This is a genomic window from Bradyrhizobium genosp. P (assembly GCF_049949265.1).
Classification (GTDB): domain Bacteria; phylum Pseudomonadota; class Alphaproteobacteria; order Rhizobiales; family Xanthobacteraceae; genus Bradyrhizobium.
Genome location: NZ_CP188195.1, coordinates 2028892 through 2044220, shown reverse-complemented (window position 1 = coordinate 2044220; position 15329 = coordinate 2028892). Strand labels below are relative to the sequence as shown.

General features: G+C 64.7%; 14 protein-coding genes. 6 read left to right on the top strand and 8 right to left on the bottom strand.

Features of this window, described 5'->3' with window-relative positions; genetic code table 11:
* Positions 1–20: 20 nt before the first annotated feature.
* From ACP2YO_RS10050 to ACP2YO_RS10035, 4 genes are read left to right on the top strand one after another with little or no spacing between them, the layout of a single operon-like run.
* Positions 21–980, top strand: a complete 960-nt coding sequence (locus ACP2YO_RS10050) for an ABC transporter permease (protein ID WP_426440723.1) — start codon at positions 21–23, stop codon at positions 978–980.
* Positions 946–1863, top strand: coding sequence for an ABC transporter permease (locus ACP2YO_RS10045; RefSeq protein ID WP_426440722.1), 918 nt, complete (start codon positions 946–948; stop codon positions 1861–1863). Before ACP2YO_RS10050 ends, ACP2YO_RS10045 begins: the two co-directional genes overlap by 35 nt.
* Positions 1863–2843 (top strand): ABC transporter ATP-binding protein, encoded by a 981-nt coding sequence (locus ACP2YO_RS10040; protein ID WP_426440721.1) that lies wholly within the window; start codon positions 1863–1865, stop codon positions 2841–2843. Before ACP2YO_RS10045 ends, ACP2YO_RS10040 begins: the two co-directional genes overlap by 1 nt.
* Positions 2840–3808, top strand: coding sequence for an ABC transporter ATP-binding protein (locus ACP2YO_RS10035; RefSeq protein ID WP_426440720.1), 969 nt, complete (start codon positions 2840–2842; stop codon positions 3806–3808). The genes ACP2YO_RS10040 and ACP2YO_RS10035 overlap by 4 nt, the downstream gene beginning before the upstream one ends.
* Before the next feature lie 177 nt (positions 3809–3985).
* On the opposite strand, the gene ACP2YO_RS10030 is transcribed toward ACP2YO_RS10035, so the two are convergent.
* On the bottom strand, positions 3986–4957 hold the full coding sequence (locus ACP2YO_RS10030; protein ID WP_426440719.1) for a LysR substrate-binding domain-containing protein: 972 nt from the start codon (positions 4955–4957) through the stop codon (positions 3986–3988).
* Positions 4958–5056: 99 nt separating this feature from the next.
* Between ACP2YO_RS10030 and bla the strand changes: the two genes are divergently transcribed.
* Entirely contained in the window at positions 5057–5959 is a 903-nt protein-coding gene (gene bla, locus ACP2YO_RS10025) for a class A beta-lactamase (protein ID WP_426440718.1), read from the top strand.
* An 87-nt stretch (positions 5960–6046) separates the two neighbouring features.
* On the top strand, positions 6047–7030 hold the full coding sequence (locus tag ACP2YO_RS10020; protein ID WP_426440717.1) for an ankyrin repeat domain-containing protein: 984 nt from the start codon (positions 6047–6049) through the stop codon (positions 7028–7030).
* Here ACP2YO_RS10020 and ACP2YO_RS10015 read toward each other — a convergent pair.
* The 7 genes from ACP2YO_RS10015 to ACP2YO_RS09985 all read right to left on the bottom strand — a co-directional run bounded on the left by ACP2YO_RS10015 (position 7012) and on the right by ACP2YO_RS09985 (position 15192).
* Positions 7012–7578 carry a c-type cytochrome gene (locus ACP2YO_RS10015; protein ID WP_426440716.1) on the bottom strand — a complete coding sequence of 189 codons (567 nt, stop codon included), beginning with the start codon at positions 7576–7578 and terminating at the stop codon, positions 7012–7014. The two genes, ACP2YO_RS10020 and ACP2YO_RS10015, sit on opposite strands and share 19 nt — an antisense overlap.
* Positions 7579–7667: 89 nt before the next feature.
* Entirely contained in the window at positions 7668–9380 is a 1713-nt protein-coding gene (locus ACP2YO_RS10010) for a pyrroloquinoline quinone-dependent dehydrogenase (protein WP_426440715.1), read from the bottom strand.
* Positions 9381–9755: 375 nt separating this feature from the next.
* Positions 9756–11252, bottom strand: coding sequence for an ABC transporter substrate-binding protein (locus tag ACP2YO_RS10005; protein WP_426440714.1), 1497 nt, complete (start codon positions 11250–11252; stop codon positions 9756–9758).
* Between the two features lie 52 nt (positions 11253–11304).
* The gene (locus tag ACP2YO_RS10000) at positions 11305–12339 is read right to left on the bottom strand and encodes an ABC transporter ATP-binding protein (RefSeq protein ID WP_426440713.1); all 1035 of its coding nucleotides are present in this window, start codon (positions 12337–12339) and stop codon (positions 11305–11307) included.
* Complete coding sequence (locus ACP2YO_RS09995) at positions 12336–13346, bottom strand: ABC transporter ATP-binding protein (RefSeq protein ID WP_426440712.1); 1011 nt, start codon at positions 13344–13346, stop codon at positions 12336–12338. Before ACP2YO_RS09995 ends, ACP2YO_RS10000 begins: the two co-directional genes overlap by 4 nt.
* 2 nt (positions 13347–13348) lie before the next feature.
* Entirely contained in the window at positions 13349–14203 is an 855-nt protein-coding gene (locus ACP2YO_RS09990; RefSeq protein ID WP_426443120.1) for an ABC transporter permease, read from the bottom strand.
* 38 nt (positions 14204–14241) lie between these two features.
* Positions 14242–15192 (bottom strand): ABC transporter permease, encoded by a 951-nt coding sequence (locus tag ACP2YO_RS09985; protein WP_426440711.1) that lies wholly within the window; start codon positions 15190–15192, stop codon positions 14242–14244.
* Between the last annotated feature and the right edge of the window lie 137 nt (positions 15193–15329).

Sequence of the window (15329 nt, the reverse complement as noted above, 5' to 3'; positions counted from 1 at the left end):
TGTAGTCGGATGATCTCTCTATGAGTCAGTACATCCTGCGTCGCCTGATGATCGCGATCCCGAGCCTGCTCGGGATTTCGCTCGTGCTGTTCGTCGTGCTGGCGCTCGCACCGGGCGACCCGTTCTCGGAGCTTGCGACCAACCCGAACGTGCCGCCCGAAGTGCAGGCCGCGCTCCGGGCCAAGTTCGGCCTCGACGATCCGATCTATCTTCGCTACCTGCACTGGCTCGCCGCGATGGCGCATGGCGACTGGGGCTTTTCCTTCGTCAGCCGGATCGATGTCGATACGCTGATCCTGCAGCGCCTGCCCACCACACTCTGGGTGATCGGCTCGGCACAGGTTCTGGCGCTCGCAATCGCGATTCCGGTCGGCGTCTATGCCGCCACCCGCCCCTATTCGCTGTTCGACCAGGTCGCCAATACGCTTGCCTTCATCGGCTTCTCGCTGCCGACGTTTTTCACCGGCATCCTGTTCATCCTGATCTTCTCGGTGAAGCTGGACTGGCTGCCGTTCGTCTACACCACCGACATCAAGGCAACCGGCATCCCCTGGGTGCTCGAGATGATCCGGCAGGCGATCATGCCGGTCATGGTGCTCGGCCTGTTTCAGGCGGCGTCGATGACCCGCTTCGTGCGCTCGGCCATGCTGGACGTGATCCGTCTCGACTACGTCACGACCGCACGCGCCAAGGGCCTCGGGCAGGCCAAGGTGATCGTCAAGCATGTGATGCGCAATGCGATGATCCCGGTCGTCACCCTGATCGCGTTGCAGATGCCTGCGGTGTTCGGCGGCGCCATCGTCACCGAGCAGATCTTCCGGATTCCCGGCATCGGCTCGCTGCTGATTTCTTCCATTCTTTCCAATGACACGCCGGTCGTGATGGCCGTGACCTTCGTGTTCGCGTGTCTCGTCGTGCTCTTCAACCTCATCGCAGATGTGCTCTATGGCTGGCTTGATCCTCGCATCTCCTTCCGCTGAGCGGCGCGGCTACTCGCCCTGGCGGGAGACCTGGCGTCGCTACCGCCGGCACCGGCCTGCCGTGGTCAGCGCATTCCTGTTGCTGTTGCTGATCGCAGCCGTCGTGCTCGGGCCGTTCATGTGGCGCGTCTCGATCAGCGACATCGATATCGTGGCGGGACTGCAGGGACCGTCGCTGGCGCACCCCTTCGGCACCGACGATCTCGGCCAGGACATCCTTGCCCGCATGATCTATGGCGGCCGCATCTCGCTCGCGGTGGGACTGGCCGCGATGCTGGTCTCGGTGTTCATCGGCACCTTGATCGGCGCGCTGGCCGGCATGTCGCGCGGCCCACTCGGCTACGCGCTGATGTGGCTCACCGACCTGTTCCTGTCGCTGCCGCAACTGCCGCTGCTGCTGATGCTGATCTATCTGTTCCGCGACGGGTTGAAGGCCGCGTTCGGCCCGGAGGGCGGCATCTTCATCCTGATCGTGCTCGTGATCGGAGGCTTGCGCTGGATGCCGGTCGCGCGCCTGGTGCGCGCCCAGTTCCTCTCGCTGCGCGAAAAGGAGTTCGTCGAGGCGGCGCGTGCGCTCGGCGCCAGCCAGACCCGGCAGATCATACGCCACATCCTGCCCAACGCGCTCGGGCCCGTGATCATCGCCGGCACAATCGACGTCGCCGCCGCCATCATCGCGGAATCGACACTGTCGTTCCTCGGTCTCGGCTTTCCGCCTGATACTCCCACCTGGGGCCGCATCCTCTATGACGCCAAGGACTTTCTCGACATCGGCCCGCATTGGGCGCTGTTTCCCGGTGCCGCGATCTTCATCGCGGTCGTCGCCATCAACTTCATCGGCGACGGGCTGCGCGACGCGCTCGATGCGCGGAAGGTGATCTGATGGTGCCCCTGCTCGAGATCAAGGGCCTGAAAACCCATTTCGCCACCGACGACGGCATCCTGCAGGCGGTCGACGGCGTCGACCTCAGCATCAACAAGGGCGAGACGCTCTGCGTGGTCGGCGAATCCGGTTGCGGCAAGACCGTGACCGCGATGTCGATCCTGAAGTTGATCGCGATGCCACCGGGCCGCATCGTCGCCGGCGAGATCATCTTCGAGGGCCGCGATCTCGTCCCTCTCACCAGTCATCAGCTCGACGAGATCAGGGCCAAGGAGATCGGCTTCATCTTCCAGGAGCCGATGACGTCGCTCAACCCGGTGCTGACCATCGGCGAGCAGATCGCCGAGAGCCTGCGCCGCCATGAAGCCGTCACCAGGAAGCAGGCGCTCGAGCGCACCATCGAGATGCTCAAGCTGGTGCAGATCCCCAACGCCGAGGGACGCGTGCATCATTATCCGCACCAGTTCTCGGGCGGCATGCGCCAGCGCGTCATGATCGCGATGGCGCTGGCCTGCCGGCCCAAGCTGGTGATCGCCGACGAGCCGACCACCGCGCTCGACGTCACCATCCAGGCGCAGATCCTCGATTTGCTGCAGGATATGAAGGAGCGCCTCGGCATGGCGGTGATGCTGATCACCCATGCCATGGGCGTGGTCGCCGAGACCGCGCAGCGCGTCGTCGTGATGTATGCCGGCAAGGTGGTGGAAGAGGCCAATGTCGACGAGCTGTTCGCCGATCCGCGCCATCCCTACACCCAGGGCCTGATCCGATCGATTCCGCGCATCGATCTCGACGCCGAGCACAAGACACGGCTGGAGGCGATCGGCGGCTCGGTGCCGATCCTGATCAACCCGGCGCCCGGCTGCCGCTTCGCGCCGCGCTGCCGCCATGTCATGAGCATCTGCACCGAACAGGAGCCGCTGTTACGCAACATCGCGACCGGCCATCGCATCGCTTGCCATCTCGGAGATGCGCCATGAGCGAGCCGCTGCTGCGCGTCACCGATCTGAAGAAGCACTTTCCGGTGCTCGGCGGCCTGTTGTCGCGCGAGGTCGGGCAGGTCTATGCGGTGGACGGCGTGTCGTTCTCGGTCAACCGCGGCGAGACGCTCGGGCTGGTCGGAGAATCCGGCTGCGGCAAGTCCACCACCGGCCGCTGCGTGCTGCGCCTGATCGAGCCGACCTCCGGCGAGGTGGTGTTCGACGGGCAGAGCGTGATGGGTCTCGGTGGCGGCGATTTGCGCGCCATGCGACGCAACATGCAGTTGGTGTTCCAGGATCCGTTCGCCTCGCTCAATCCGCGCATGACGGTTGGCGCGATCCTCGGCGAACCCTTCATCATTCATGACCTCGTGAGTTCGGCCAGCGAACGCGACGAACGCGTCGCAAGCCTGCTGGTGAAGGTCGGGCTGAAGGCCGAGCATATGCGCCGCTACCCGCACGAATTCTCCGGCGGCCAGCGCCAGCGCATCGCCATCGCGCGTGCGCTCACGCTGTCGCCTAAGCTGATCGTCTGCGATGAGCCGGTGTCCGCCCTCGACGTCTCGATCCAGGCACAGGTGATCAACCTGCTGGAGGATCTGCAGGCCGAGCTCAACCTCACCTATCTGTTCGTCGCCCACGATCTGTCCGTGGTCGAGCACATCTCGGACCGCGTCGCGGTGATGTATCTCGGCCGGATCGTCGAGCTCGCCAAGGCCAATGATCTCTACCGCAACCCGCAGCATCCCTACACCAGGGCGCTGCTCTCGGCCGTTCCGGTGCCGGATCCCAGGGCGAAGCGCGACCGCATCCGCCTCAAGGGCGACGTGCCGAGCCCGATGAATCCGCCAAAGGGCTGCCACTTCCACACCCGCTGCCCGATCGCCGAAGAGCGCTGCAAGCAGATCGCACCCGAGCTGCGCCAGGGCAGCGACGGGCACTTTGTGGCGTGCCATCTGGCGTAACTGCAGCGCCAGATGCGATAGCCTGCCGTCGCAGGGCGCACTGCCAAAATATCGAAAACAACCCCATGCAAAGTAGCCGGCGGCCGACACGGCTACTTGACACGTCGGGCAACTCAGGGGTATTCTTCCATTATTCCGAAATCATGGTCACGATAGCTGCAATCCCGTCACCAGGGGTTAACGCCGCTTCGTCTTGGCTTTGGTCCTGGTCCGTGGCTTCGGTCTGGCCTTTGCATTCATCTTCCGCCGCGGTGCCGGCGTCACCTCCTCCACCTCACGCGCATCCGCCCGCAGCGCCTCGAGCATCCAGTCGCGGAACGCGCGCATGCCCGGCGTCAGGTCCTTTGACTTGAGCCAGGTCAACCAATACGACCCCGCCGGGACCTCGGCCGCGAACGGCCGGGCCAGCCGGCCCGAGGCAAGCTCGTTCTGGAACATCGCGACCGGCACCAGCCCGACGCCGACACCGCGCGCCGCCGCTTCGGCCATCGCCACCGAACTGTCGAAGATCGGCCCCTGGATTTTCGGACATTGCGCGCCGGCGACCGCAAACCACAGCGGCCATTCCTCGGCGCGGTAGGAGCGCAGCAGGAATTCCTGCGCGAGATCGGCGGGCTTGCGCAGGCGCTCCGCGACATCGGGGCGGCACACCGGCGACAGCGGCGCGGACAGCAAATGGATCGCCTCGGTGCCATGCCATGAGCCGTCGCCGAAGCGCAGCGCGAGATCGAGCCCGTCGCCTGCGATGTCGACGCGGTTGTTGTTGGTCATGAGGCGCAGGTCGATATAGGGGTGCGCGCGCTTGAAGCGATCGATCCGCTGCAACAGCCATCCGGTCGCAAACGTCGCGACGCAGCCGACGGTGACGACCTCGCGGGTTTCCTTGGCCTCGATCCGGTCGATCGCAACCCCGATGCGATCGAGCGCGTCTGATAGCACCGGCAACAGCGCCAATCCCTCGTCGGTGAGCACCAGGCCGCGCGGCAGGCGGCGGAACAGGCTCGCGCCCAGCGTATCCTCGAGCTGCTTGACCTGATGGCTGATCGCGGTCTGCGTCACGCGCAGCTCGAGCCCTGCGCGGGTGAAGCTCAGCAGCCGCGCCGACGCTTCGAAGGCGCGCAATGCGTTCAGCGGGAGATGCCGGCGCACGATATCATGGCCAAGTTTTTCTCATGCCTCGCTGTATAAATGATTGTTTGTCCATCGTCACGCCGTTCGGCAGGTTCGCGCCGCCAACGGAGAATCAATATGCTGACGAGACGGACTTTTGGATTGCGGACGCTGGGCCTTGCGGTGTCTTTCACTCTGCCGCGGCAAGGCGTGGCGAAGGGAACTGATGAGGCCGCACAACGGCTGCAGCAGGAATTTGCACGCATCGAGCTGGCGACCAGCGGCCGGCTCGGCGTCGCCGCGCTCGATACCGAGACCGGATTGCGCGCCAGCCTGCGCGGCGACGAGCGCTTCCCGATGTGCAGCACCTTCAAGGCGCTGGCCACCGCCGCGGTGCTGCACCGGGTCGATCGCGGCGAATCCAGCCTCGACCAACGCGTGCAAATTCAGGCCAAGGATATCTTGGCCTACGCGCCCATCACCAAGGAACATGTCGGATCGGACATGACGCTGTCCGAACTCTGCGAGGCCGCCATCACGCAAAGCGACAATACGGCCGCCAATCTGCTGCTGCGCGAACTCGGCGGACCCGCCGGCCTCACCAGCTTCTTCCGGACCATCGGCGACAATGTCAGCCGGCTCGACCGCTGGGAGGTGGCGCTGAACGAGGGGGTATCAGGCGATCCGCGCGACACCACGAGTCCGGCGGCAATGCTGAAGAATTTGCAGCGCGTCGTGCTCGGCGATGTCCTGCAGGCCACCTCGCGGCAGAAGCTGGCGGACTGGATGGTCGCCAACAAGACCGGCGACGCGCGGCTGCGCGCCGGCGTTCCCCGCAACTGGCGGGTCGGCGACAAGACCGGCACCGGCGATCGCGGCACCTATAACGATATCGGCGTGTTCTGGCCGCCCGGCCGCAAGCCGATCGTGGTGACGGCCTACCTGACCGGCGCAAGCGCGCCCGCGGCAAAGTGCGACGAGGTGATCGCTAATGTCGCACGCGCGGTTGCGAATGCGAACGCCGCTCAGGGCGGCGGCTAGCGCGGCACAACATCGCTGCGCGGCTTAGTTGCGCTGCGCTGCTTAGTTGCGCTGCGCGGCTTGGCAGCAGCGGAGGATCATGCGACCTTGAACCGACATGACGATGCGCTCAGCAGCGCCATGCCGGAGGAAGACGTCTTGTATCGCCGCATCGGCCTCGTCGCGCTGCTTGTGGTCGGCAGCATCCACAGCAGCCTCGCCGCGCAGGATCCTGCGCGGTGCCGCGAGCTGATCCGCAAATACGAGACTGGCAAGGCACAGTTCACCGCGATCGAGGTGTCGCTGACATTGTTTGCCGCCGCCGATGCCGATTGCACCAACCTTGCCACAGAGCTGCTCGATCAGGGCGCCTCCGTCGATGCGCGGGACCGGCTCGGCGCGCGGCCGCTGAGCCATGCCGCCCGCTCCGGCCATCTCGACATGGTCGACCTGCTGCTGGCGCGCGGCGCACCGATCGACGCACGCAATCTCGCCGGATCGACAGCACTGTATTTCGCCGCGGAGCGCGGTCAGGCCGCGATCGTGCAGCGGCTGATCGATCGCGGCGCCGACGTCAACCTCACGGGACAGAGCGGCGCCTCCCCGGTCGCGGCGGCAGCCTATGGCGGCCGGGACATGGTCATGCGAATGCTGCTGGCGCACGGCGCCGACGGCCGCAAGGCGGATGATACCGGCAAGCCGCCGGTAATCTATGCGGCGGCCGGCGGCCAGCTTGGCATCGTCAAGCAATTGCTGGCGCTCGACATCGACGTCAACGCCCGATACGCCAACGACCTCACACTCTTGATGTGGGCATCGGGGCCCGACGAAGCCGTGCCGGAGGCGCAGGCGATCGAGGTGGTTTCATATCTTCTCGACGCCGGCGCGAAAATCGATGATCGCGATGCGCGCGGACGCACCGCGCTGATGATCGCAGCCGAAGGCAATCATCCCGCAATCGTCAAGGCATTGCTGTCGCATGGCGCAGATCCGGCGCTGACCGACAAGGCCGGCAAACACGCCGCCGATCTCACCGTCTTGTCGGCACTGCGCGAGGAACTGATCGGGCGCGCTCAAAGTCCCGCCAGATAGTCCACCAGCGCGGCAAGATCGTCGGGCGAGGTCGCCAGCATCAGGTCCGACATGCCGGGATTGTTGCCGCGCGCGCGCGTACGGAAATCGGCGATGGTCTTGGCGAGATAGTCGCGCCCCATGCCGGCCAGCCGCGGCACCGTGCCGTCGCCCTGGAAATGGTCGAGATGGCAGGCGGGGCAGCCGACCGAGGCGCTGGCACTCACCGCCTTCTCGGCGACGTCCTTGGGCGCACGGGGCTGGCCAAGATCGGGCCATGCCTTCTGCGAGAAATACTCGCCGATCGCCAGCATGTCGTCGCGCTCGAATTGCGACGCGATCGGCTGCATGATGTCGCTCTTGCGATCGCCGCGCTTGAAATCGCGGAGCTGGATGTAGATGTAACCAGCTTGCTGGCCCCAGATGGTCGGAATGGTCTTGTCGATCGGCTTCCCGTCCGCGCCGTGGCACCCGGCGCAGATCTGGACCTTGTCCTCGATCGTCTCCGCACGGGCCGCGTTCGCAGTTAGCAAAGCCACGGCACCGCAAATCACCAGTTTAGCGAGCATCTGTCCATCCGAAGCAAACAGAAGCGGGACCGACCTGGTCCCGCTTCGCCGTCAATCAATACAAGCGTGATTTTGCGTCAAGCTCCAGCTCAATCGAGCGTGAAGGCGATGATGTTGTTGCCGCGCTTGAAGTCAACCTGGGTGTTGCCGCCCGCGCCGACCACGACATACTGCTTGCCGCCGATCATGTAGCTCGACGGCGGCGCATTGACGCCGGCGCCGGCGTGGAAGTTCCACAATTCCTTGCCGTTGGAGGAATTATAGGCCGCGAACTTGCCGTTGCCTTCACCAGTGAACACCAGGCCGCCGGCGGTGGCGAGGATGCCGCCGATCATCGGCTCGGGCGTCTTGACCTGCCATTTGATCTTGCCGGTGTTGTAGTTCACCGCCGTGATGTTGCCCGCCTGCTTCTCGCTCGGGATCACCTTGAAGGCGCCGCCCAGCCACAGTTTGCCGTTCGGGTAGGCCGAGTTCTCGACGTGATAGGTCATCGGCTGGTGCAGGTTGATGGCGTAGGCCAATTCCTGCCCCGGATCGGTCGCGATCGGCGACCATTCGACGCCGCCATTGGCGCCTGGCAGCATCCGCGCACCTTCCTTGGTCGGCAGCACCCACATGTTCTCCTGCGGCACCATCGCGTCCGAGAAGCGGATCAGGCTGCAGTCCTTGCGGTCGTGCACATAGATGTGCCCGGTCTTGCCGGCATGGATCACTCCGGGGATGGTCTTGCCGTCCTTGTCCTTGACGTTGACGAGTACCGGCGGACTGACCGCGTCGAGATCCCACACGTCATGCGAGATGTACTGGAAGTGGCAGACATACTTGCCGGTGTCGAGATCGAGCGCGACCAGCGAGTCGGTATAGAGGTTATCGCCGGGACGGTTCGATCCGTCGAGATCGGGTGACGGGTTGCCGACCACGAAATAGATCCGGTTGGTCGCAAGATCGACCGCGGGGTTCTGCCACACGCCACCGCCGAGCTTGGCATAGGGATCGCCGATCTTGGCGAGCGTGTCCTTCTCGGCCTGGATATTGCGATGCATGTCGCGGCCGGTAGCGTCCTTGGTCGCCCAGACGCCGACGGAGTTCTCTGGAATGGTACTGAAATTCCAGAGCTGCTTGCCGGTCTTGGCATCATACGCACGCATAAAGCCGCGGATACCATATTCGCCGCCATTGGTGCCGATCAGCACCTTGTCCTTGACGACCGTCGGCGCCATCGTTTCGCTGTAGCCGAGCTCAGGATCGGCGATGTTGGTGGTCCACACCACTTCGCCGGTCTTGGCGTTCAGCGCCAGCAGCTTGGAGTCGAGCGTCGCCAGATAGACCCGGTCGCCGAGCACCTGGACGCCACGATTGTTGGGACCGCAGCAATAGGTGGTGATCGGCCCCATCTTGTGGGCGTAGTGCCAGAGCTGTTGGCCCGTCTTGGCGTCGAGCGCATAGACGTGGCTGAACGACGTCGTGACATACATCACGCCGTCGACGACGATCGGCGATGTCTCCAGCGATTCCTTGACGTCGGTCTGGAAAATCCAGGCGACGTGCAGGTTCTTCACATTGTCGCGGCTGATCTGCTTGCCCGGATAGAAACGCGTCTGGGCATAATTGCCGTTGGTCAGCAGAAAATCACGCGTGCTCTTGTCAGCCGCGTTGAGCTGGTCCTGCGTCACCGGAGCGACGTTGGCATTGCCCAGCATGGATTTCTGGTCTTGCTTGACTTCCTGTCCAATGGCGGCGCCCGACAACAGGCCAACGCCGACCGCTGCGGCGAATGCCGCAAGCCCTTTCACATTCTTCATGTTTCCCACCGCGGTTGTTGGTTGCAGCGTTATGGATGGTTTCTGTTTCTACCCTGTCCCAGAGCTGACCGAGGTGAGCTGCCTACGTGGGCGACAACCGTTGGGTTGTTTGCACTGCAATAGGAAATCAAAATGACGGCAAGCAATATGGACGGGTTCCATGTTACTGCCGTCCTTAAAAAACACAACTGATGCGCATGATACGAACCGTGATCCGCGCGCTCGCGCGTCATCAGCGCCGCTGTGGCGCCGCGAACCGGGAATCTCTGTCGCGGCGCAGCATATAAAATGAGACTGTGCGTCAGATGCCGGACCTGACGTGAGGAAAAACAACCAACCGGGCGGACAGGTGTCGGCCTTCCGCCCGGTGCACTTCTACTGCCACGACCAGGTCGAGAAATCGTTCTCGAATTGCGGGACTTCCTTCCACACGCCCTTCAGCTTCTTACTGGCAATGGTGATCAATTGCGGCTGGAACAGGAAGCCCGCGACCGCGTCGGTTGCCAGCATACGCTGCGCGTCGCCGAGCAGTTTTAGGCGATCGGCTTCGGTCGGCGTCGTCATGATCTGCTTGTAGAGCGCGTTGAACGCCTGGTTGTTGTAGCCGAGATAATAGTCGGGCTCGGTCAGCTTCACGAGGTCGAACGGCTCGACATGGGCGACGATGGTCAGGTCGAAATTGTGCGGGCCATTGCCGGCAAAGACCTGCGACAGCCATTGCGCCCATTCGACGTTCTCGATCTTGGCTGTTATGCCGACCTTGGCGAGCTGGGCCGCGAGGATTTCGCCGCCCTGCCGCGCGTAAGACGGTGGCGGCAGCTTCAGGCTGAGCTCGAGCGGCGTGGTGACGCCGGCCTCGGCAAGCAGCTTCTTGGCCTTTTCGGGGTCAAAGGGATTGATATCCGTGGTGTCGACATAGCCGGGCGATGCCGGCGTGTAGAAGCTGCCGATCGGCGTGCCGAAACCGTCGACGGCGCCGTCGATCATCGCCTTGCGGTCGATCGCGGCGAGAATGGCGCGGCGAACGCGCACATCGTCGAGCGGCTTCTTGCGCTCGTTGATGCCGACGATGGTCTTGGTCCTGGAGCCGCCGATCAGCACATTGAAGCGCGGATCGGCCTTGAACTGCGCGAGGCTGCGCGCCGCCGCGACCCGCGGAAACGCGTCGACGTCGCCCGACAGCAGCGCCGCGACCTGCGCAGCGGGATCGCCGATGAAGCGGATGGTCACCTTGGACAGCTTGATCGCAGCCGCGTTGCGATAGTCCGGCCACTTGGTCAACGTGATCGACGATCCCTTGGCCCAGGCGCCGAGTGTGTAGGGCCCGGTGCCGACCGGCTGCGTGACATCGGTCGGCGCGCTCTTCGGCTCGACGATCGAGGCCGACGCCTGCGCCAGCAGGAACGGCAAATTCGGCTCGGAATATTTCAACGCGATCACGATCGTGTCCGGATCCGGCGCAGTCACCGTTTCGAAGGCCTGGAACAGGCTCTTGTCCTTGTTGGTCGAATTCGGCGCCGCGGCGCGGTCGTAGGAAAATTTCACGGCGGCGGAATCGAACGGCTCGCCATTCTGGAACTTGACGCCCTTGTGGAGCTTGAACGTGTAAGTCTTCAGGTCCGGGGCGGCCTGCCAGCTCTCCGCCAGCAAGGGCGACACCGAGCCGTCTTCATTGATCTTGGTCAGCGTCTCATACACGTTATAGAGCGTGACTTCGGCGATCGCCGCGGCGGCTGCGTTGGTGGGATCGAGCCCCGGCGGCTCGAGCGTCATGCCGATCACGACGCTGTCTTTCTTGCCCTGCGCCAGGCTCGGCAGTGGCGCCGCGGCGAACGCGGCGGCCACAGCGAAAATAGTCAGTTTCTTCAACATACGTTGCTCCCTGGACGTCTTAGACAAGCCTGGGCCGGTCCCACACAACTGACTAACCCGCCTCCGCCACCGCCGGCGGCAGCGCCATCACGGACTCGGCGTAGTGGCATGCGGCCAGATGCGCTTGTCCCACCGTCCGTAGCGCAGGCGCGGTCTCGCGACAATGCTGGTCAGCCAGGATACAGCGCGACGCATAGGGGCACCCCGCCGCGCCAGATGACTGCGAAGCAATCGCCTGCGCGCCGCGACGCCGGCGGCCACCGCCGGCCCGGGCGCGCGGCACCGCCTCGAGCAATGCGCGGGTATAGGGATGGGCGGAGTGCGCGAACAGATCCTCTGATCGACCCTGCTCGACGATGCGGCCGAGATACATCACCGCGATCTCGTCGCAGAGCAGGTCGACGACTGCAAGATCGTGGCTGATCAGGACGTAGCTCAGGGCGAACTCGTCCCGCAGGTCCTGCATCAGATTAAGCACCTGCGCCTGCACAGAAACGTCGAGCGCGGAGACCGGCTCGTCGGCGACGATCAGCTTCGGCTGGGTAATCAGCGCCCGCGCGATCGCGATCCGCTGGCGCTGGCCGCCGGAGAATTCATGCGGAAACTTGTCCATGTCGGTATCGCGCAGCCCGACTTGCCGCAGCACCGTGGCAACGCGCTCGCGCAAACTACCGCGGTCCATTCGTCCCAGTGCCGTGAGCGGCTCGGCGACGATGCGTGCGATGGTCTGCCGTGGATCGAGCGATCCATAGGGGTCCTGGAACACCATCTGGAAATCGCGCCGGGCGTGGCGCAACTCATCGGCCGGCATCTGGCTGAGGTCGCGACCCAGCAGCGATACCGAGCCCGACGACGGCCGCTCCAGCGCCATCACCAGCCGCGCCAACGTCGATTTACCCGAGCCGGATTCGCCGACGACGCCGAGGCTCTTGCCCGCGGTGACCCGCGCCGTGACGCCGTTGAGCGCGTTCACCTGCGCGGCCGGCCTGAACAGGTTTTCACGCGGCAGCGTGTAGCGTTGCACCAGATCCTTCACCTCGAGCAGCGGTGTCTCGCGCGCGGACGATGACTGGTCGAGCACGGTCATGCGCCGGCGCCTCCGGCAGCGTCCATCGAGACGTCTGTCCTGAGGCAGCGCACGCCATGGCCGGCGCTGACATCCACCACGGAAGGCAGCGCGGCGCGACAGCGATCTTCGACGATCGCGCAGCGGTCGGCGAAGGTGCAGCCCGCGGGCAGATCGGCAAGCTCGGGCACCGTGCCGGCAATGGTCGTCAGACGCGTCCCCTTCTTCGCGCCGAGCCGCGGACGCGCGCGGAACAGGCCTTGCGTATAGGGATGGCCCATCCGGGTGAATATGGCGTTCGTTTCGCCGCTTTCGACGACGGTGCCCCCATACATCACCATCATGCGTTGGACGTTCTCCGCGATCACGCCGAGATCGTGCGAGATCAGGATCATCGACATGCCGCGCTCCTCAACGAGATCGGCGATCAAATCGAGGATCTGTCCCTGGATCGTAACGTCGAGCGCAGTGGTGGGCTCGTCCGCGATCAGCACGTCGGGCTCGCAAGCAAGCGCCATCGCGATGGTGACGCGCTGGCGCTGGCCGCCGGAAAACTGGTGCGGATAGGCGTCGACGCGCTTTGCGGCGTCGGGAAGGCCGACGCGATCGAGCAAGACAATGGTCTCCTTGCGCGCCGCCGCAGCAGAGCAGCCGGTATGGCGCCGCAGCGGCTCGGCGACCTGGTGTCCGATGGTGTGCATCGGATTCAGCGCGGTCATCGGCTCCTGGAAGATCATGCTGATGCGATTGCCGCGCAGCTTGCAGTAGCTTGCATCCGACAATCCCACCAACTCGCTGCCCTCGAGCCGGATGCTGCCGCTGACGACGGCGCTGTCCGGCAACAGGCCCATCAAGGCGAGCGCGGTGATGGATTTGCCGCAACCGGATTCACCGACCAGCCCCAGCGTCTCGCCACGCCGGAGCGCAAAGCTGACGCCACGAACGGCCTGTGCCGGGCCGCGGCTGGTGTTGAGTCGGATGCCGAGATCCTTGACCTCGATCAGGGGGGCGTTGGCGGAGCCGTTCACACTCATCGCTCCCGTGCCAGCCGCGGATCGAGCAGGTCGCGCAGCCCGTCGCCGAGGAGATTGAGGCCGAGCACCGCAATCGCGATCGCTGCCCCTGGATAGACCGCGAGCATCGGCGACTGGAACAGCAGCGTCTGCGCGTCGTTGAGCATGCGTCCCCAGGACGGCTGTGGCGGCTGTGTACCGAGGCCGAGATAGGACAGCGCCGCCTCAGCAAGGATCGCGAGCGCGAACTGGATCGTCGCCTGCACGATCAGGACCGACAGGATGTTCGGCAGCACGTGCTCGATGGTGATGCGGAAGCCGCCCTTGCCCGCGGCGCGAGCCGCAAGAATGAATTCACGTGCCCAGATCGCATTGGCCGATCCGCGCGTGACGCGGATGAAAGTCGGGATCTGGAAGATGCCGATGGCGATGATCGACGTCACCATCCCCGGGCCGACAACGGCCGCGAGCATGATCGCCGAGAGCACGGCGGGAAACGCAAAGGTGAAGTCGCTGAACCGCATGATGAGCTCTTCGGTCCAGCCCTTGCGGGCGGACGCGATCAGGCCGAGACAGACGCCGAACGACAGGCCGATGCTGACAGCGATGACACCGACCATGATGGTAGCGCGCGCCCCGACCAAGAGCAGCGACACGATATCGCGGCCGAGCACATCGGTGCCGAGCCAGTGCGCGGCCGATGGTGGCTGCAGCTTTGAGGCGATATCGATGTCGTAGGCCGACCACGGCGTCCAGACCAGCGACAGCAGGGCTGCGCCCAGCACCAGCAGGCTCAGCACGGCGCCCAGCACGAAGCTGCGATGGCGTAGCGCGCGCCGCCAGAACCCGGTCACTGGTTCTGCGCCGGGCATAATCGCCGGCGCGCTGGCCGCAGCGGTCACCGGCGCGCTCACAGGTTCGCCACCTTGATGCGCGGATCGATGAAAGCATAGAGCACATCGACCACGAAGTTGACGATGACGACCATCGCCGCCAGCAGCATGACGCAGTTGCGCACCACGATCAGGTCGCGGTTGGCGATCGACTGGAAGATCAGCCGGCCGAGCCCCGGCAGATAGAACACGTTCTCGATCACGATGGTGCCCGCCAGCAGATTGGCGAATTGCAGGCCCATCACCGTCATGACCGGTATCATGGCGTTGCGCAGCACGTGGCGCCACAACACCTCACGCTTGCCGAGCCCCTTGGCGCGCGCCGTGCGCACGAAATCCTCGCGCAGCACCTCGAGCACGGCCGAGCGCGTGACCCGGGCGAGGATCGCGGCCTGCACCACGGCGAGCGAGATCGCGGGCAGCAGCAGCGATCGCACGCCTGCCCAGATGCCGTCGTCCCAGCCGGCAAATCCGCCGGCGGACAGCCATTGCAGCTTCACCGCGAACAGCAGGATCAGGAGGATCGCGAACCAGAAATTCGGCAGCGCGATGCCGATCTGGGTCAGCGACATCACGCCGACGTCGCCGAGCTTGTTGTGGTTGGCGGCGGTGTAGATGCCGGCGGTCAGCGCCAGCACGACTGATAGCAGCATCGACATGATCGCAAGCGGAATGGTCAGCACCAGCCGCTCCGCGATCAATCCGGCGACCGGCGTTCCATAGACATAGCTGTTGCCGAGATCGCCGACCGCCATGCCCTTGATCCAGAGCAGATAGCGATAAACCAGCGGCTGGTCGAGCCCGAGCTTGACGGTCAGCGCGCGAACCGCATCGGGGGACGCGTCTGCGCCCATCAGCATCTGGGCGGCATTGCCGGGCAGCGCGTCGAGCACCAGGAAAATGATCAGCGAGGCGGCGAACAACGTCGCCACCAGGGTCAGGATTCGCCGCAGGACGAAGACGCTCATGCGCTCCCGGATCGATGCATGGATGAGATGAGATCGAACGCCAACGTCATCGGAGGTCCACCTTTCCTTTGGGAGAGGTCGGCGCGCAGCGTCGGGTGAGGGGTTGCGGTCTCTCGGTGGAGCAGCGCCCCCTCACC

Excerpts from the sequence above, each read along its gene's own strand:
- ACP2YO_RS10050 (WP_426440723.1), top strand. The coding sequence starts at position 21 with ATGAGTCAGTACATCCTGCGTCGCCTGATGATCGCGATCCCGAGCCTG.
- ACP2YO_RS10045 (WP_426440722.1), top strand. The coding sequence starts at position 946 with ATGGCTGGCTTGATCCTCGCATCTCCTTCCGCTGAGCGGCGCGGCTAC.
- ACP2YO_RS10040 (WP_426440721.1), top strand. The coding sequence starts at position 1,863 with ATGGTGCCCCTGCTCGAGATCAAGGGCCTGAAAACCCATTTCGCCACC.
- ACP2YO_RS10035 (WP_426440720.1), top strand. The coding sequence starts at position 2,840 with ATGAGCGAGCCGCTGCTGCGCGTCACCGATCTGAAGAAGCACTTTCCG.
- bla (WP_426440718.1), top strand. The coding sequence starts at position 5,057 with ATGCTGACGAGACGGACTTTTGGATTGCGGACGCTGGGCCTTGCGGTG.
- ACP2YO_RS10015 (WP_426440716.1), bottom strand. The coding sequence starts at position 7,578 with ATGCTCGCTAAACTGGTGATTTGCGGTGCCGTGGCTTTGCTAACTGCG.
- ACP2YO_RS10010 (WP_426440715.1), bottom strand. The coding sequence starts at position 9,380 with ATGAAGAATGTGAAAGGGCTTGCGGCATTCGCCGCAGCGGTCGGCGTT.
- ACP2YO_RS10005 (WP_426440714.1), bottom strand. The coding sequence starts at position 11,252 with ATGTTGAAGAAACTGACTATTTTCGCTGTGGCCGCCGCGTTCGCCGCG.
- ACP2YO_RS10000 (WP_426440713.1), bottom strand. The coding sequence starts at position 12,339 with ATGACCGTGCTCGACCAGTCATCGTCCGCGCGCGAGACACCGCTGCTC.
- ACP2YO_RS09990 (WP_426443120.1), bottom strand. The coding sequence starts at position 14,203 with ATGCCCGGCGCAGAACCAGTGACCGGGTTCTGGCGGCGCGCGCTACGC.
- ACP2YO_RS09985 (WP_426440711.1), bottom strand. The coding sequence starts at position 15,192 with ATGAGCGTCTTCGTCCTGCGGCGAATCCTGACCCTGGTGGCGACGTTG.